18 protein-coding genes and 1 tRNA gene are annotated in these 18,330 nt (G+C 32.0%); 9 read left to right on the forward strand and 10 right to left on the reverse strand.

Features of this window, described 5'->3' with window-relative positions; all coding sequences use genetic code 11:
• Window positions 1–94 precede the first annotated feature (94 nt).
• The 3 genes from ASC72_RS08620 (at window position 95) to ASC72_RS08630 (ending at window position 3,104) form a co-directional block, all read left to right on the forward strand.
• Entirely contained in the window at window positions 95–874 is a 780-nt protein-coding gene (locus ASC72_RS08620) for a TatD family hydrolase (protein ID WP_056189776.1), read from the forward strand.
• A 72-nt stretch (window positions 875–946) separates the two neighbouring features.
• The gene (locus tag ASC72_RS08625; protein ID WP_056189780.1) at window positions 947–2,083 is read left to right on the forward strand and encodes a 1-acyl-sn-glycerol-3-phosphate acyltransferase; all 1,137 of its coding nucleotides are present in this window, start codon (window positions 947–949) and stop codon (window positions 2,081–2,083) included.
• A complete protein-coding gene (locus tag ASC72_RS08630) occupies window positions 2,073–3,104 on the forward strand; it encodes an asparaginase (RefSeq protein ID WP_056189784.1) in 1,032 nt (343 codons plus the stop codon). Before ASC72_RS08625 ends, ASC72_RS08630 begins: the two co-directional genes overlap by 11 nt.
• Before the next feature lie 116 nt (window positions 3,105–3,220).
• Here the strand turns inward: ASC72_RS08630 and ASC72_RS08635 are convergent, their stop codons facing one another.
• Window positions 3,221–4,462, reverse strand: coding sequence for an MFS transporter (locus ASC72_RS08635; protein WP_056189787.1), 1,242 nt, complete (start codon window positions 4,460–4,462; stop codon window positions 3,221–3,223).
• Window positions 4,463–4,553: 91 nt separating this feature from the next.
• Between ASC72_RS08635 and ASC72_RS08640 the strand changes: the two genes are divergently transcribed.
• Window positions 4,554–5,429, forward strand: a complete 876-nt coding sequence (locus tag ASC72_RS08640; RefSeq protein WP_056189790.1) for a LysR substrate-binding domain-containing protein — start codon at window positions 4,554–4,556, stop codon at window positions 5,427–5,429.
• Between the two features lie 60 nt (window positions 5,430–5,489).
• Window positions 5,490–5,576 (forward strand) — tRNA-Ser (locus tag ASC72_RS08645).
• Window positions 5,577–5,631: 55 nt separating this feature from the next.
• Here ASC72_RS08645 and ASC72_RS08650 read toward each other — a convergent pair.
• From ASC72_RS08650 to ASC72_RS08685, 8 genes are all read right to left on the reverse strand, one after another.
• Window positions 5,632–6,138 (reverse strand): GNAT family N-acetyltransferase, encoded by a 507-nt coding sequence (locus ASC72_RS08650; RefSeq protein WP_056189793.1) that lies wholly within the window; start codon window positions 6,136–6,138, stop codon window positions 5,632–5,634.
• Window positions 6,139–6,219: 81 nt separating this feature from the next.
• Window positions 6,220–7,179 carry a nitrilase family protein gene (locus tag ASC72_RS08655; RefSeq protein WP_056189795.1) on the reverse strand — a complete coding sequence of 320 codons (960 nt, stop codon included), beginning with the start codon at window positions 7,177–7,179 and terminating at the stop codon, window positions 6,220–6,222.
• Between the two features lie 68 nt (window positions 7,180–7,247).
• Entirely contained in the window at window positions 7,248–8,075 is an 828-nt protein-coding gene (locus ASC72_RS08660; protein ID WP_056189798.1) for a helix-turn-helix domain-containing protein, read from the reverse strand.
• A 93-nt stretch (window positions 8,076–8,168) separates the two neighbouring features.
• A complete protein-coding gene (locus tag ASC72_RS08665) occupies window positions 8,169–8,927 on the reverse strand; it encodes an SGNH/GDSL hydrolase family protein (RefSeq protein ID WP_056189802.1) in 759 nt (252 codons plus the stop codon).
• Between the two features lie 91 nt (window positions 8,928–9,018).
• Complete coding sequence (locus ASC72_RS08670) at window positions 9,019–9,447, reverse strand: hypothetical protein (RefSeq protein ID WP_056189805.1); 429 nt, start codon at window positions 9,445–9,447, stop codon at window positions 9,019–9,021.
• A 68-nt stretch (window positions 9,448–9,515) separates the two neighbouring features.
• A complete protein-coding gene (locus ASC72_RS08675) occupies window positions 9,516–10,289 on the reverse strand; it encodes a helix-turn-helix transcriptional regulator (protein WP_056189808.1) in 774 nt (257 codons plus the stop codon).
• 167 nt (window positions 10,290–10,456) lie between these two features.
• Window positions 10,457–11,239, reverse strand: coding sequence for a DUF3050 domain-containing protein (locus tag ASC72_RS08680; RefSeq protein ID WP_056189811.1), 783 nt, complete (start codon window positions 11,237–11,239; stop codon window positions 10,457–10,459).
• Between the two features lie 86 nt (window positions 11,240–11,325).
• Window positions 11,326–12,504, reverse strand: a complete 1,179-nt coding sequence (locus tag ASC72_RS08685; protein ID WP_056189814.1) for an acyl-CoA dehydrogenase family protein — start codon at window positions 12,502–12,504, stop codon at window positions 11,326–11,328.
• Window positions 12,505–12,668: 164 nt separating this feature from the next.
• Between ASC72_RS08685 and ASC72_RS08690 the strand changes: the two genes are divergently transcribed.
• Entirely contained in the window at window positions 12,669–14,423 is a 1,755-nt protein-coding gene (locus tag ASC72_RS08690) for a helix-turn-helix domain-containing protein (RefSeq protein ID WP_056189817.1), read from the forward strand.
• A 139-nt stretch (window positions 14,424–14,562) separates the two neighbouring features.
• Window positions 14,563–15,780 carry a lipopolysaccharide assembly protein LapB gene (locus ASC72_RS08695; RefSeq protein ID WP_131725799.1) on the forward strand — a complete coding sequence of 406 codons (1,218 nt, stop codon included), beginning with the start codon at window positions 14,563–14,565 and terminating at the stop codon, window positions 15,778–15,780.
• A 196-nt stretch (window positions 15,781–15,976) separates the two neighbouring features.
• Here ASC72_RS08695 and ASC72_RS23900 read toward each other — a convergent pair whose 3' ends face one another.
• Window positions 15,977–16,108 (reverse strand): rSAM-modified peptide, encoded by a 132-nt coding sequence (locus tag ASC72_RS23900; protein ID WP_117595787.1) that lies wholly within the window; start codon window positions 16,106–16,108, stop codon window positions 15,977–15,979.
• Window positions 16,109–16,366: 258 nt separating this feature from the next.
• Between ASC72_RS23900 and ASC72_RS08700 the strand changes: the two genes are divergently transcribed.
• A complete protein-coding gene (locus tag ASC72_RS08700) occupies window positions 16,367–17,923 on the forward strand; it encodes a vitamin K epoxide reductase family protein (RefSeq protein WP_056189825.1) in 1,557 nt (518 codons plus the stop codon).
• A 70-nt stretch (window positions 17,924–17,993) separates the two neighbouring features.
• Complete coding sequence (locus ASC72_RS24080; RefSeq protein ID WP_157849275.1) at window positions 17,994–18,131, forward strand: hypothetical protein; 138 nt, start codon at window positions 17,994–17,996, stop codon at window positions 18,129–18,131.
• Window positions 18,132–18,330 lie beyond the last annotated feature (199 nt).

The following is an 18,330-nucleotide window of genomic DNA, read 5'->3' on the forward strand; positions in this document are numbered from 1 at the left end:
GTGCCAGCAAACCCGCGTTATCCGCGTGCCATTTCCTCAAGATTGGGAAAGTTTTTAATATTGTCGTAATTTTGGCTTTTTAAAAATTTCACCATTGAATTCAACAACCATAATTACCGATACACATACCCATTTATATTCTGAAGAATTTGATCAGGATCGTGACGAAATGATGCAAAGAGCTATAAATGCCGGAGTAACACGTTTTTTTGTTCCCGCAATTGATGCTGCAGTAACACAATCTATGTACGATTTAGAGCAAAACTATCCGGACTATGTTTTTTTGATGATGGGTTTGCATCCCACTTACGTAAAAGATAATTATGAGGAAGAATTAAAACACGTTGAAACCGAATTGTCCAAAAGAAAGTTTTATGCAATCGGCGAAATCGGGATTGATTTATATTGGGATAAAGCGCATCTGAAAGAACAGCAGATTGCGTTTAAAAGGCAAATTCAATTGGCAAAACAATATAAACTACCAATTGTAATTCATTGTCGTGAAGCTTTTGATGAAATTTTTGAAATTTTGGAAGAAGAAAAATCAGATGATCTATTTGGAATTTTTCATTGTTTTACCGGTACTCACGAACAAGCTTTACAGGCAATATCCTATAATATGAAGCTGGGAATAGGCGGAGTCGTAACTTTTAAAAACGGAAAAATCGATCAGTTTCTAAATCAAATCGATTTAAAACATATTGTTTTGGAGACTGACTCTCCTTATTTGGCACCGATTCCATACCGTGGAAAACGAAATGAAAGCAGTTATTTAGTGAATATTTTAGCAAAATTATCTTATATTTATACTATTTCTGAAGAGGAAATAGCAAAAATTACCACGCAAAATTCAAAAGACGTTTTTGGTATTTAATAGACAACTAACAATACTTTAAATTTTTTTTTGTTCTTTTGCCCACCTAAATAAATAAAATAGATATTTATAATGCAGAGATTTGATGCCATTCGACCGTTTTATGATTCAGAAATAAATGAAGCACTTCATGGTGTTGCTAATCATCCGATGATGAAAGCCATGATGAATTTTACTTTTCCGGAGTTAGAAGATGATGTTTGGAAAGATCAATTGAAGAAAACACATTCGATTCGTGATTTTCAATGCAACTTTATTTATAATACAATACAAAAGGTTCTTGAAAAAAGTTCTGAAGGTCTTACAACTTCAGGATTTGAAAAACTTGAAAAAAATACATCCTATTTATTTATATCCAATCACAGAGATATTCTTTTAGATACAACATTGCTGAATGTTTGTTTGTTTGAACATGGTTTGGTCATGACAGCATCTGCAATTGGAGACAATCTGGTTAAAAAAGCATTCCTAAGTACTTTGGCAAAATTAAATCGAAACTTTTTGGTTTTAAGAGGTTTAACGCCAAGAGAAATGTTGCAGAGTTCTAAATTACTGGCAGAATATATGGGACAATTATTGCTTCGCGAAAATCGTTCGGTTTGGATTGCTCAAAGAGAAGGAAGAACAAAAGACGGAAATGACGAAACGAATCCAGGAGTTTTAAAAATGATCGGAATGGGCTCTGACGAAGCTAATTTGATGGATTATTTTAAGAAATTAAAAATTGTTCCAGTTTCTATTTCATATGAATATGATCCGACAGATGTTTTGAAAATGCCACAATTAATGGCTGAAGCAAACAACGAAGTTTATATTAAAGAAAAAAATGAGGATTTCATGACCATTTTAAGTGGTATTATGGGAACCAAAAAAAGAATACATATTTCTGTAGGCGATGTTTTAGATACTGAAATTGATCAGATTGTTGCTGAAAATGATAACACAAACAAACAAATCCAGGCTTTGGCACAAGTTATTGATGACTCCATTTTATCTAGTTACCGATTATGGCCAACAAACTTTATTGCTTACGATATTTTAAACGAAACGGATAAGTTTTCTCATTTGTACAGAGAAAGCGAAAAATCACTTTTTGAACGTCGTTTAGAAATGCGCATCGGAAGCGAAAATCCGGTTACAAGACAAGGATTTTTATCCATGTATGCCAATCCGGTTGTCAATAAATTAAAATATCAGGATGTCATCTAAAGCTAAAATACTCTTGATTTATACCGGAGGAACCATCGGTATGAGCAAAGATTTTGAAACCGGCGCACTCAAAGCGTTCAACTTTGGGAAATTGTTGCAAAAGATTCCGGAAATTAAACAACTGGATTGTGAGATCGAAACCGTTTCTTTTGAACATCCAATAGATTCCTCTAATATGAATCCGGAAATGTGGACCAAAATTGCCACAATTATTGAGGAAAGTTATAGTGCTTATGACGGATTTGTAGTACTTCACGGATCAGACACCATGTCATATTCTGCTTCAGCATTGAGTTTTATGCTGGAGAATTTAGCAAAACCAGTTGTGTTTACAGGATCGCAATTGCCAATTGGAGATTTGCGTACTGATGCGAAAGAAAACCTGATTACAGCAATTCAGATTGCTTCACTTCAGGAAAACGGAAAACCGGTTATCACTGAAGTTTGTTTGTATTTTGAATATAAATTATACCGAGGCAACCGAACTTCGAAAGTAAATGCAGAACATTTTAAAGCATTTACAGCACCCAATTATCCTGAATTGGTAGAATCCGGAGTTCATCTTAAATTAAACCGACATTTATTTCTTCCGATAAAAAAAGACGCCAAACTGATTGTTCACAAGAAATTAGACAATCATGTAGCGATTATAAAAATGTTCCCGGGAATGAGCGAAGTTGTTTTGTCTTCGATTTTATCCATTAAAGATTTACGCGGAATTGTTCTTGAAACCTACGGTTCCGGAAACGCTCCAACCGAAGATTGGTTTTTGAATTTGATTCAGAAAGCCATTCAGTCTGGTTTGCATATTGTAAACGTAACACAATGTTCAGGAGGAAGCGTCAATATGGGACAATACGAAACCAGTACAGCATTAAAATCGCTAGGTGTTATTTCAGGAAAAGATATTACTACAGAAGCCGCTATTACAAAATTGATGTATTTGTTAGGACATAATATTCAGCAGGAAAATTTTAAAACTATTTTTGAAACTGCGTTACGCGGGGAGATTTCGTTATAAAAAGAAAAATTCCAATAAAAAAATTCCAAATTCCAAACGTGAGAGTTAAAGCTCTAGATTGGAATTTGGAATTTTTTTGTTTTGGAATTTCCCTTCCTAAAATTGGAATTTGGAATTTAATTTTTGGAATTTCTATACGAAACTGGACAACTTTCCAACTCTTCTTCAGCACTATGTCTTTTATAATAAACATAAACAATTACAGAAATAATACAAATGATTCCCTGAATCGCAACTGTATTTCGGGTTCCGATACTATGCGAAACATATCCAATGATCAAACTTCCCACAGGAATCATTCCCTGATACGCCATTAAATAATAGCTGATACTTCTGGATCGCATATTGACTGGACTTTGTGTTTGGACATAAATGTTTATAGCTGAGGTTTGCGCCATCATCCCCACGCCGCTCAGAGCCATACAAATAAGAGCCACAGTCAAACTATTTGAATAAGCAAGTATAATAATGCTAAAGCCTAATAATAAGCTCGCAGCGATCATTATTTTGTTCATGTTGTCGGCTTTTTTAAGATTAGCCAAATAGATGGCTGATACAATGGAACCAATTCCCGCAGCGCTTTCAAACCAGCTGAAAGTTTGGGCGTTTCCGCTAAAAAGGTCTTTGGCAAAAACCGGCATTAAAGTATTAAAAGAAATCACGAATAAGCTACTGCACATTAACATCAACAGCATTTTTGCCATATCGGTTTCTTTTTTAACATAATCTAATCCTTCAATAAAATCATCCCACATTTTTAATTTGTCGGTCGCTTTAATATGCGGCGTGATTTTCATCAATAACAAAGAAACCAAAACCGGAATATAGCTTAAGAAGTTTCCAATAAAACAAATGTCTTCGCCATATTGATGCAAAATAATTCCCGCTAACGCCGGACCCGCAATTCGGGCAAAATTATTTAATGTTGAGTTTAAAGCAACTGCATTTGGTAAATCTTCCTTATCATCAACAATGTCTATCATCATAGTTTGTCTACAAGTCATGTCAAACGAATTGATAATTCCTTGAAAAAGACTTAAAGCCAAAATAAAATTAATGTTGTATATTTTTAAGTAAATCAGCAAAGCCAAAGCTCCAGCCTGAAACATTGATAACGATTGTAGTACAATCATGCTTTTATGCCTGTCGTAACGCCCAATGATACTTCCGGCAATTGGCGCAAGAAATAAAGACGGAATCATACTTAGAAAAGTAGCTAAACCTAATAAGAAAACAGAACCTGTAACGCTGTAAACCATCCAACTTACAGCTGTTTTTTGAAGCCACGTTCCAACAACAGAAACTGATTGTCCGTAAAAGAACAATTTGAAGTTTTTTGATTTTAACGCTTTAAACATAACCTTTGATATTTTTTTACAAAGTTCGGGATTATGATTTCATTAGAAAAATTAATAATTTTACTGATAATAAGTAATAAAACTTATTAATATGGAAATCTATCAACTGGAATATTTTATTAAAACCGCTGAGGTCTTGCATTTTACTAAAGCAGCCGAATTATGTTTTGTAACCCAATCGGGACTTTCGCAACAAATAAAAAAACTGGAAGAAGAACTCGGAATGCCTTTGTTTGTTAGGATTGGAAAAAAAGTACAGCTAACTGAAGCAGGATCTGTTTTTTTAATTCATGCAAAGCAAATTATAGAAAATGTCCAAAGCGGCAAACAAGCTATTGATGATTTAAATCAGATGATTGGTGGAGAATTACGAATTGGAGTAACATATATTTTTGGACTTTTGGTTTTGCCAATCGTCGATTTGTTTGCTAAAACCTATCCACATTTAAAAATTGTTGTCGAATACGGTACAACTGAGCCTTTGGAACAAAAACTACTGAATAATGAGCTTGATTTGGTTTTAGTGATTTCTTCTAATGAAATTGAATTACCTTTTCAAAAAGTACCATTGTTTACTTCCAAGTTGGTTTTGGCAGTTTCAAAAACGCATCCATTAGCCGTTTTAGATAAAATTTCCTTTAAAAAAATAGAAGACCTTCCACTTATTTTGCCTGTTAAAGGGTTTAATTCAAGAGAATTTTTAGATGAATTGTTTTTAAAAAATAATATGAAGCCTACAGTTTCGATTGAATTAAATGCGGTTCATGCTTTATTACGATTAGTGGGAGACAGCGATTATTGGGCGACGATTGTAACCGAGAAGGCCCTGAAAGGCTGGGATAATATAAAATCGATCAACATTACAGGAGTTGCAACGCAAAGAGATTCGTTTATGTTAACGATCGAAGGAGCGTATCAAAAAAAGGCAGTAAAATTATTTATGGAAGAATTCAGAAAAAGTATGTAAAGTAATTTTTGATTTTGTTTTTGTAACTCATTTTTTTTTGTGTTCTTTGCAGACCAATAAAGAGAGGTGTCCGAGTGGTTGAAGGAGCTAGCCTGGAAAGCTAGTATATGGGTAACTGTATCGTGGGTTCGAATCCCATCCTCTCTGCAATAAAAAAATCCCTTATGAATTATCATAAGGGATTTTTTGTTTTAAAAAATTATCAAAGCTTAATCTCAAACAAACTAAAAGACCCTTCTTTGTAATGTTCCGGTAATTCTTTTGTCCATTCGATAGTACTTATTCCTTTATAATCGAAACCACAACTCGTGTAATATTTATTTATTCTTTCGTTTCCACTGTGTGTGTCGAGTCTGATGTATTGCTTGCCATTTTCTTTAGCATAACTTTTAGCCCATTCTATAATTTTTGTGACATACGATCGCCCTCTGAATTTTGGATTTGTTGCAATACGATGTAAGTATATTGCGGGATCTCTAGCAGCTTCTTTCCAGATAATTAAATCATTAAAAGTAAGTACAAAGGTGCAGGCCACTTCATTTCCTTCTTTGATTATAAAATGACGATTTTCATCAATTTCTTTTTCGATAAGGGCTCTTTCAAAACCTCTCCAGCTTTTATTGTTGACTGTTTTTTGATAGGATGTAGCTTCATTATAGATATTGAAAATAGCATCTATATCTTGTTCTGTAGTTTTAAAAAATTCCATTATTGGGTTGTATTCTGTAGATTAATCAATGCTTCAAAGGTAAATCTTCAGCTGCTTAAAGTTTGATGAATTGTATTAGTTTTAACTTTTTTCATCAGAATTTAACCAAACTACATTTTGCTCTGATTTGTGATCTTGACCAATAATATCTCGATATAATTCTGGTCTTCTAGCTTTTATGTAACGATTTCCTCCCGCCTGAAAGCATTTTTCAGGAGTAATTATTGCAGTTGCGAAAGAGTCTTCGAAAGTTCTGCATTCGGCTAAAACATCTCCGAACGGGTCAATAATCATAGAACAACCATTTTTTAATTGATCATCATCCATTCCAATCGGGTTAGAAAATATAGCATAAATTGCATTGTCGTATGCTCTTGCAGGTAGCCATTTCATTAGCCAGTCGCGACCTTTCATTCCGTCGAATTCTAATCGTAAAGAAGTAGGATCAGCTTCTCGGTTTTCCCAGAGTTGAGGTGCTACAAAGCCAGCACCAGGTCGTGTAGAAGGTGTGCACATTGTTACATGTGGCATGAAAATAATATCGGCACCTAAAAGTTTTGTAGCCCGAACATTTTCGATAATATTATTATCATAGCAAATTAAAATCCCGCATTTCCATCCTTCAATTTCAAAAACACAATATTGATCGCCTGCTGTGAGATTCGGATTTATAAAAGGATGAAGTTTTCTGTATTTTGCAACTAAACCATTTTTATCTACACAAACATAAGCTTTGAAAAGATTGTTGTTTTCATCCTTTTCAAAAAGCCCGGCCAGAATTACAATATTATTCTTTTTTGCAATTTCAATGAGTTTTAAAACACTTTCGCCACCTGGAATGCTTTCCGCCAAATCCAGCATTTGTTCTTTCGATAAATGCCTTGCAAATGTATATCCTGTAATCGAACATTCGTGAAACGAAATAACATTACAACCTTCGCTAGCTGCTTTTTGTGAAAGCTTTTCGATTACAGATAAATTGTATTCTTTATCACCACTTTTATTTTCAAACTGAGCGGTGGCTATTTTTATATTTTTCATTTTTGTGCTATTAATTTGAATCAAAAATAACAATAGGAAAAATCTATAAATTGTATAAAACCGACATTTTAGAGTATAATGGAAGGAAAGGTTTTCAGGAGATTATTGGTCAATTTCCCCGTATTATGTAAATATTCTGTTGGAGTAATTCCGGTTTGTTTTTTAAATTCTTTTATCAGATGCGATTGATCTGAAAATCCTGCTTCGTAACAAATTGCTGTCAGATTAAGATCTTCGGATTTGTATTTTAATAATTTTAGGAAATGATGTAGCCTTACAACGTTGCCAAATTTCTTCGGATTTAATCCGATGCATTCCTTAAATTTTCTTTCAAGATGCCTTTCGGTATAACCGGTATGATTAACTAATTGTTTTACAGAAAAATATCCTTTATTAGCCAGAATAAAATCTAAAGAACTATTTATTATTAATTGGTTTGATTCTGTTTTTTTAGAGATAAGGGTTTTAAAAAATTGATTTAAAAGTTTGATTTTCTCATCATTATCATTTTGTTCAGATAATCTTTCCTCAAGAGAAATACCTTTTTTGCCAAAAACAACATCTGTACTAATAATAGAATCCTGAAATTCATTGGCAGGAATTTGTAACAACTGATTTATTCCGTTAGGTTGAAAAACGACAATTACTAAAGCAATTTCATTATCAGAATAAATATCTTTAAAACCATTGAGTTGTCCGTACAAAAAAGAGCCTGGCAGATAGTTTTTTATTTCATGATTATTAATATCAGAAATGAGTTTGCTTTTTAAAGAAAATACAACACCCATATTACCATCAGAAAACAAACGCAGTTTTTGAATCGTCGTTTCCTTATTATCCAAAAAAAGATAATGTTTGATATAGAGAGATAATTCTTTTGATGGTAAAACTTGCATGAAAGTATTTTAATCAAATTTAAAAAGAAATTCTGAATTCGGTTTTAAAACGATGAAAAACAGGATCAATTTATATGGAAATTCCGAAAAATCTTAATCCTGCAAAGTCATTTTTACCTGAGGCAATATTTTTTCTACAAACATTTTATAAGCTGTTTCTGAGGGGTGTAGCCCATCTGATGCAACTAAACCGGGATTGTTTAATCCTTGTCTGGTAATATCAGTTATCGAAACAAAAGTGATTCCATTCATCATACAGTAATTTTCTGCAAAAGTATTGTATTGGTTTATTCCGGTACTAATTTTTTCCTGATTCATTGACATTTTTCCAAAAGGGGTATAGGCATAATCAGGAATAGAAAGAACGATGACATTTTTTTTATCTCCTTTCGCTAAAGCAATAGATTTGGTTACTAATTGCGGAAACTCCTTTTCATAGATTGAGAAATCTCTGCCTTGATATTGATTGTTTACACCAATTAAAAGGGTCACCAAATCATAACTAGAATCTGGATTTTGAGTGTTTATTGCAGACATTAAATTAGAAGTTGTCCAGCCAGTTGTCGCGATTATTTGTAATAAAAAATTACTTTGTGGATAAATAGATTTTAAACTTGATTTAAGCTGTTCCGGAAAGCGACAGGTCTCGCAAACGCTTTGTCCGATGGTGTAACTATCCCCTAAAGCTAAATAATTGATAGAAGCTGAAATTGGTGTAGTTGGAACAGAGGTTGTTGGCGGAATAACAAGAGGAGGATTTACTGCCGTTTCTGAATTTGTTTCATCAGCACTGCAGCTTAACAAAAATATCGAGAGAAAAACAATAACTATTTGTTTGAAATGTGGTTTCATAATTTTATAAATTATAGGTTATTCTAAAAAATAGTTACGTTAAATCTATTGGTTTGGTTTTTTTTGATATTAAATTGAAACCAATTTCGGATTATGGTTTTTCTGCTTCTTTATAAATGTTTCTGTCCATAACGATATTTAATCTTTCAAACATTTCGGAAATATTAAAACCTTCTTTTTTGTATTCGGCCTGCACAGTTTCTTTTGCTTTTTTCAAAACAGTTTCGTTTTCCCAAACGGCAATTGTCATATAAATTAAATTTCCGTTTTCATCGGTGCGTTCGTAAGCTTCATCTTTTATAAATCCGTTTAAGTGTTTAATAAAGTTTCTGTTGATGTGTACTCTTTCTAAGAATTCTTGTTTTGATTTTTTGGGAACAATAAATTTATCGATAAAAATTTGTTTCATTGTTTCTGATTTTTTGGCTTCTGTTTGTGAGTTTACAATTGCTGTCTGTGCATATGTTTTGGTAGTAAACAATGCCAAACAGATGATTCCGATTAAAAGATTTGTTTTCATAATTCTTAATTTTTGTTACTGTAAAATTCAGAATTGTAAGCACTAAATCATTGTAAAAAATCAGTGATTTACCAGAAGGAAGGAAATTTGAAAAATTCAGACGGAGTTTGTCCCGTAAATAATTTGAAGTCTTTATTAAAATGAGGCTGATCGAAATATCCTGTATCAAATGCCAGATCGATGAGGTTTTGATTGTCTTGTTTTTGGTCGATAATTGATTTTATCCGAACAACATAACAAAACTGTTTTGGAGATGATCCAATTGTCTTTCTAAATCTTTTTTCAAAAGCATCCTGACTGATATAAAGTGTATCGGCGAGTTCTTTTATTTTGATGACACCTTTTTTAGATTGAATTATGGCAATTGCTGCAGAGATTAATTTATCGGGTTTGTAGTCGTGCAATCTCGATAAAAGAAATTGTTCTATGATAGCAATTTTTTGGTTGTTGGTTTTTGCTTCCGCCAAAAGTTCTTCTATGATTGCTATTTTTTTCTGCGGAATAAAATTATCCAGTGAAACACTTTCTTCGAATAATTCATGAAGCGGTTCTTTAAAAAAGGCTTTAGCTCCGGCTTCTTTAAATAGAATGACTATTGTTACAGTCTGTTCTGAGTAATTGATTAAACGCACAGATTTACGAATTCCGGAAATGGTAGAAATTGGTAAATTGTCGTAACGATTTTCTCTGATATAATTTACATTTCCTTTGCAGCGAAAGGCGATAGCAAGAGAAGTGTTGGGCAAAACCCGATTTACCAATTCATCCTGACTTTCTATAATTCGGTAAGTCCTTACAAAAGGTTTTAATTGCTCAGTTGGGATGAAATCTACAATTTTCATTTTGTATGTAGTTTACAATCAAGGAATACCAAAGATAAGGAAAACAATTTTTAGAATAAAACGGTATTGTAAATAATAAAATCCCAAAACTTAAAATGAAGCGATGTCCAATTAAGTTTTTGGGATTATTTTAATTATGTACTTGAGTCAATACTATTGTTCTGGTTTTATACCATCTCTGCTTTCATGATAATTTCTTCTTCAATGGCATTCCAAAGTCCGATTCGTTTTTCTAAGGCGAGAATCGAAATTTCTTCAACATCTTTCCATTTTTGAGCATCCTCTTCGCATAAGTCGGTGATCATTTGCATTGCCATTGGACCATGTTCATCGGCATCCAATTCAATGTGTCTTTCAAAGTAATAAAGTAATTTGCTTAAATCAGTTTCAGGTAGATTTTTTTGAAAGTTTTTTAGAATTGCAGTAAACATACTCGGAATCAGATCTTCTCTTCCAAAAGTAAAAGCTGCGGCGATTTCATGCGGTTTTCCTTGTTCGATAACTCTGAAGGTAAAATCTAAAAAAGCTTTTACATCGGGATGTAAGGAGCTCTGTTTTATGGCAACAAAAATATTATGCAGCGAATGTACTTCTGATAGAAATTTATTGATTCCGGTCGTTTCAGCACCGCAATCTTCCATTGCTTCAAGATACATTTCATAATGGCTTTGTCTGCGTCCGTCCATTGTCAAATCAGTTTCTTCGGCAAGAACAATTTCATTAATCAAATATCTTGTTTCAGGATTTTTTGTAGCAAACCAAGGGGTTGTTGTGCAGGTAAGTTTGGCTTGTAAAGCTTTTAATAGTGACATAAAATCCCAAACGGCAAAAACATGGTTTTCTAAGAAAACATGCAAATCATCAATGCTTTGGATTTTGTTGTATAAAGAATGTTGTAAAAGTTGTTCTTTTTGAGGTTGAATGCTATTATTGATAGTTTCAATATTCATTTGCGGTATTTTTTGCAAATATAAAAAGCTTCCCGGTTAGAAGAAGCTTTTAGTATTGTTTTTGTATATATTTTAATAGTTTTCTATTATTTAAAGGCCGAAATTCCAGTTACATCCATTCCGGTAATTAATAAATGAATGTCATGTGTTCCTTCATAAGTAATCACACTTTCAAGGTTCATCATGTGTCGCATAATCGAATATTCACCGGTAATTCCCATTCCGCCTAACATTTGTCGGGCTTCGCGGGCAATATGAATCGCCATATCGACATTATTTCGTTTGGCCATCGAAATTTGAGCAGTTGTAGCTTTTCCTTCGTTTCTTAAAACACCTAAACGCCAGGTTAATAATTGGGCTTTGGTGATTTCGGTAATCATTTCGGCTAATTTTTTCTGTTGTAATTGTGTTCCTCCAATTGGTTTTCCAAACTGAATTCTTTCTTTTGCATAACGCAAAGCAGTATCGTAACAATCCATTGCCGCACCAATTGCGCCCCATGCAATTCCGTATCGGGCAGAATCTAAACAACCAAGAGGTGCTCCTAATCCGGATTTATTTGGTAAAAGATTTTCTTTCGGAACTTTTACATTATCAAAAATTAATTCTCCTGTAGATGAGGCGCGAAGCGACCATTTATTATGCGTTTCCGGAGTTGTAAAACCTTCCATTCCGCGTTCAACGATTAAACCGTGAATTCTGCCTTCTTCATTTTTGGCCCAAACTACGGCAATATCAGCAAAAGGAGCGTTAGAAATCCACATTTTGGCACCATTTAAAAGATAATGATCTCCCATATCTTTAAAATTGGTAATCATGCTTCCGGGATCTGATCCATGATCAGGTTCTGTTAAACCAAAACAGCCAATGAATTCTCCAGTTGCTAGTTTTGGAAGGTATTTCATTCGCTGTTCTTCATTCCCATATTTCCAAATAGGATACATAACTAATGAAGACTGAACAGATGAAGTCGATCGTACACCAGAATCACCGCGCTCAATTTCCTGCATAATTAAACCATATGAAATTTGGTCTAATCCCGCGCCACCATATTCAACCGGAATATAAGGTCCGAAGCCGCCAATTTCTCCAAGTCCTTTTATAATTTGTTTAGGAAATTCTGCTTTTTGAGCGTATTCTTCTATAATAGGAGAAACTTCTCTTTTTACCCATGCACGTGCAGATTCGCGAACTAATTTGTGTTCGTCTGTCAATAAATCGTCAAGGTTGAAATAATCTGGAGCCTGAAATAAGTCTGGTTTCATTTTTTGATAGTTTTACAAAACAAATTTACGCAATAAAAATATAACAAAACAAAGCTAAATTGTTATATTTTTTTAATTTCGTAACAAAATTAACAACAGTATGGCAAATAAATTTTAGTTTATTGAAAATTTAAGCGTTATTTTTGAAATCCAAAAACAAATAAATGAGGCTAATCATCTCTTTTTTGCTATTTTTTGTTCTCAATATTGGTTTTTCTCAAAAAAAACAAATTAGCGAACAAGAATATTTAGTGTTGCAAAGTAAAATTCGACTTCATTTTAATGCAAATGTCGACAGTGCTCTTGTGTACGCCTACCAAATGGAGAAATCGAGTAACAATAAACATTTGGCCTTTGCAAATGGTGTAATGAGTGTTTTTTTTCAAAGAAAGGGTAATACAAAAGAAGCACAAAAAAGATATAAAGCAGCATTTTATTATCTTGAAAAAATTCCGGAATCTAATGAGAAGACTCAGATGAAGTCTTATATTTATAATTATGGAGGATTAGCAGAGTGGACAAGAGGTAATTTTAGTAAAGCTCTTGAAGATTATCAAACCGGCTTGAAGTTCTCTACTCAAATAGGCGATGTTAAGCAGATTATTAAGATTAAGGGTAATATTGCTTTAGTTAACGAGGCAGTTGGAAATTATCAATTATCTATAAAAAATTTAAAATATCTTATTGCTTTTGTTGATGAAAATGAGAGTGTTTTTACTAAAGTGGAATTGTTGAATTATAAAAGTAGTTACAATCTTGGTTTAGGAACAGCTTATGAAAGCTATTTCATGAAAAATTTAAGCAAGAGATTTTTACTTGATTCGGCCGAATACTATTATAAGAAGACTATTAATTATTCTCAAAATTTTGTCGATAATAAAATTTCAGCGCAATTGAATTTAGGAAATGTATACAACTGGAAACATGATTTTAAAAGTGCTGAAAAAACGTATTATGATGTTATTTTTTTGGCACAACAAAATAATATAATAGATGCTGTGTGTATCGCAAATTATAATTTAGGAGATATTTATTATACCACTAAAAAATATGATAAAGCTTTGGTTTTCTTTAAAAAATGTGATTCAGTTGCAGCAATATCAAATACCAATAAAATTGCCTATTTAAAATCTAATTTTTACCAGGCTAAAATTTATAATATTCTTAAACAGCCTGATTTGGCTTATAAACATTCCAAGATTTATTTGGATAATTATGAGGAATACGAAGCAAAACTAAGCGAAGAGGCTCTAGAAGTAAACTACAAGCAGGGAGTAGATGATTTGTCGACTGAAATGATTTCTATTGAAAAAAAATATAAAAAAGATGTTTTTTTAAGTAGAGGATTGAAAGTTTTTTATGTCCTGATGTTTGTGGGAATTGTCTTTTTGCTAATAAAAAACATAAGGGATAAAAACAAAGCGAATAAAAAAATGAATGCTTTAATTGAAGAATTTAAAGCAAATATTGAGAAGAAAAACAATCCTGAATTCGAGATCCAAGAAAAAGAAGAAGTAGTATTTGAACACGAAGAAATTTATCTTAAAAAAGAGAATGTAAATTTAAGTATCGACGAAGCTAAAGAGAATAAAATCGTTGAAAAATTATTAGCTCTTGAAAGTAAACATGAATATTTGAATGCTGATTTTACGTTGCCTTATGTGGCTAAAAAAATAAAAACAAATACAACTTATTTGTCTTATGTTGTCAACAAACGTTTTGGTAAATCTTTTGGGGAGTACTCCAATGAATTAAAAATTAACTATGTAATCAACGAGATGATTACCAATCATATGTATAGGAAATACTCTACACAGGCTATTGCAGAAAGTGTAGGTTTTAAAAATGCAGTTTCTTTTGCAAAATCTTTCCGTAAAAGAACGGGGGTGTCTCCGGCACAATTTGCCAGTAATATTTAGTTTGTTAATGTTACGGATTATCTCGACCTTTTCAAGAACTAATGCAATAAGACTACTTAGCTGTCTTATTTCCTTTCTTATTTTTAGTACAGGATTTTCTCAACAGAAAAACACAGTAATTGAAGATGATTACGAAACCTTGAAAGATAAAATTCGATTCTATTTTAATGCATCCAATGATCGTTCTATGATGTATGCCGAACAGATGGCTAAATCGAGTAATTATGAACATTTGGCTTTTGCAAATGGAGCAATATCCTTTTTTCTGCAAAGGAAAGGCGAAATAGAAAAGTCTAAAGAAAGATATAAAATTGCACTTGTTTATTTAGATAAGATGCCAGACTCTAAAATTAAAAAGCGTGTAACAGCTGACGTATATAATTATGGTGGACTAACAGAATGGTATAGAGGGAATTATAGTGCAGCCCTGGAAATGTATCAGGCAGGAATTAAGCTTTCCTCTAAAATAGGAGATGTTAAGCAGATAATTAAATTCAAGGCAAATATTGCATTGCTTAATGAATCTGTGGGGAATTACAAGTTGTCAATCAAAAACGCTAAAGATATTCTTGATCTTATTAACAAAAATGAAGACTTATTTGGTGAAACGGAAATTTTAAATAGGAGAAGTAATATAAACCTAGGATTAGGGAGTGCTTATGAGGCTTATTTTGTAGATAAAGGCAGAATTGAAATACTGGATTCAGCAGCATATTTTTATAAAAATGCAATTAAAAATGCTGACAATTTTCCTTATCTCAAGGCAAGTTCAAAATTAAGTTTAGGAAATATTGCTTTATGGAAGAAAGATGATAAAACAGCAGAAAAAATATATTATGAGGTTATTGACCTTGGGTTAAAAAATAAGCAGTTAGATTTATTGAGTGTTGCTTATTATAATTTAGGTGGTATTTATCGTCAAAATAAAAAATATACTAAGGCGCTATCTTTTTACAAAAAGAGTGATTCAATTGAGGTTTTAACGAATTTAAATGAGCTACTTTATTTGAAATCTAATAGCAATCAGGCAAGAATATATAATGAACTGAAAATGCCAGAGCTTGCATATAAGCATTCCAGAATTTATTTGAATAAATTAGATAAATTTGAGAATAAATCAAGAGAAGAAAGGTTAAAGGTAAATTATATACAAGGAGAAGAAAATCTAACAGCCGAAATGCTTTCTATAGATAAAAAATATAAGGAAGATCTTTTTTTGAACAGGTTTCTTAATGTTTTATATTTTATTCTATTTTTTGGAGTTGTTTTTCTATTGATAAGAAACATAAGAGATAAAAACAGAATACATAAAAAAATAATTGGTTTAATTATTGAACCTAATGGAAGGCATAAGTAAAATATTCAGTTAATAAATGACAACTTGAAGGACTTGTCTAACAATAAGAATTTAAAAATGAAAATGCTTTTTCGAAATTATTTCTCAAATTGAACTGAAATGTCTTCAGTTCAATTTGAGAATAATATTTACTATCTATAATGAGGTAACAATTATATGTTTGGCAGTATTTAATTTTAATTAACTTATTTCCATTTTATCCATTACCACCGCCTCCTTTTCTCGGTTCTGGATCAGTTTCTCCATCACCCCCTCGAACCGTTTTTTGTTGGTTCTTAGATAATTTTTCTGCTTCGAAATCTTCGAATTTTAATTTTTGATTTGCCATGTTATTATGTATTAGGATTATTACATACCAAAACTAGACAAAAAGGAAAACGCTTGATCGAGATTAGGGGTTCAAGGCTTTTTTTTGAACATGTAAGAGTTTAATTATTTGTTTGTCAGTTGTTTATGTTTTTATTCAGACTGATATAATTTATAAATTGTATGTAGTATAATTGATAAAATGTCTGGGTTCAGCGTTTTTTTTTGGATAAAAACACTAATCTTTGTACTGTAATCATGATTTAAACGATTCGAAAAGATGTTAAAACTTGTCCAAAAATTTTTACAAATAAATAGATACTCAGATATAAAAAATGAGTTTAAGGATTTGTTTCTTTCTCATCCAAATTATCCAAGTTTATTTGCGATAACAGATTCGTTAGATCTTTTGTCAATAGAAAACGCAGCAATAAGAGTTCCGAAAGAACAGATAGTAGATTTGCCGGCAAATTTTCTAGCTTACTTTCAGGATGAACTTATATTGGTAGAAAAAGCCAAAAATGATGTTCGTATTACGACAGAAAAAAAAGGACCATTTAAAATGGCTTATGAAAAATTCCTTTTAGATTGGAATGGAGTAATTGTAGCGATCGAACCAAATAACGTAATTGCAAGAGAGAATTTAAAAGTAGAATATAATTGGTTAAAATATTCTTTACCTCTTTTTCTTTTAGTTGGTCTATCATTTTTTTATAATACCTATAATTTGTTTAGTCTTGTTTTTTTAACAACATCTATATTAGGTCTTATTGTTAGCATATTTATAGTACAGGAGAAGTTAGGTTTTAAAAATAGTGTAATTACGAAATTTTGCAATCTGAGTTCCAATTCTTCATGCAATTCTGTTATGAATGCCAATGAAGGAACTCAAAACAAATTGTTTAATTTTTCAGATTTACCGTTGATTTTTTTCAGTTCAGGTTTGATTTCAATTTTAGTAAGCCCTTTTAATTCGACAATTTTTATCGGATTTTTAAGCATGTTGGCTATTCCTGTAATTGTATCGTCTATTTGGATTCAGAAATTTGAGATTCAAAAATGGTGCGTAATGTGTCTGGTAGTTTCGTTCTTAATTTTTACTCAAAGTGCAATATGGTTTGCATCAGACTTTTTTACACTGACTTTTGCTTTTGAAAGTATATTTCCATTCTTGTTTTCTTTGGCTCTTCTTGTTCCAATGTGGCTTGTTGCAAAACCAATGATAAAAAATATACTGAAAAGTGATAACTCTATTAAAGATCTGAAAAAATTCAAAAGAAATTATTCCTTATTAAACTTCTTGTCCAGAAAAGTTATAAATACAAATGGTTTTGATGATTTGAGAGGTTTGAATTTTGGCAACAGAAATGCAGCAGTACAACTCTCTGTAATTATTAGTCCGAGTTGTGCACATTGCAATACCACATTTCAGGAAGCATTTGATTTAGTTTTGAAATTTCCGGACAGAATATTTTTAAAAGTTTTATTTAATATCAATCCGGAGAATACGGATAATCCATATAAAGCAGTTGTAGAGAGGCTTTTAACAATAAACAGATCAACACCCGGAAAAACGGTTGAAGCAATTTCGGATTGGCATATCAAGAAAATGAACCTGAAAAAATGGTTGAAAAAATGGCATGTAGAATCTGTAAGTATGATGATTAATCAGGAGATTAATAAACAATACGAATGGTGTTCTAAGAATAATTTTAATTATACACCGGTTAAAATTGTAAATGAAAAATTATTCCCGAACGAATATGAACTAAATGAATTGAAATATTTTCTAAACGATTATGTTGAAGATATAGAAGTTCTTGAAAAAATCGCCTAGTTAGGAGAAAAGAAAAAAGACAGAAGCTTCAAATGTCTTAAAAGGATTGAAGCCCAAAAAAATAGAACCTATGTTAAAGAATATTTTAAACCTTGAAGGGACACAGGAATTAACAGCAAATGAGCAAAAAATGATTATTGCTAGTAATGTAAAAGAAGCATCTCCAAGATGTGAGGCCTGGATTAACGACGAAGATTGTGCAGCATAGTCTTTGGTTGAAAATTAAATTTGATTAAAAATTAAAGCGCAAATCGCCTTTGCTGTTGATTTTTAATTTTTTGTAAGTATTACAATATAAAGCCTTATCAGAAATTTAGTCATGTTTTTTTTTGAATTTGTAGGCGCTCAATCGTGGAACATTGAGCAAATATCCCAACATTGATGATTGGTGTCGGGATTCTCAGGAA

The sequence above is a fragment of the Flavobacterium sp. Root420 genome, from assembly GCF_001427905.1.
Classification (GTDB): domain Bacteria; phylum Bacteroidota; class Bacteroidia; order Flavobacteriales; family Flavobacteriaceae; genus Flavobacterium.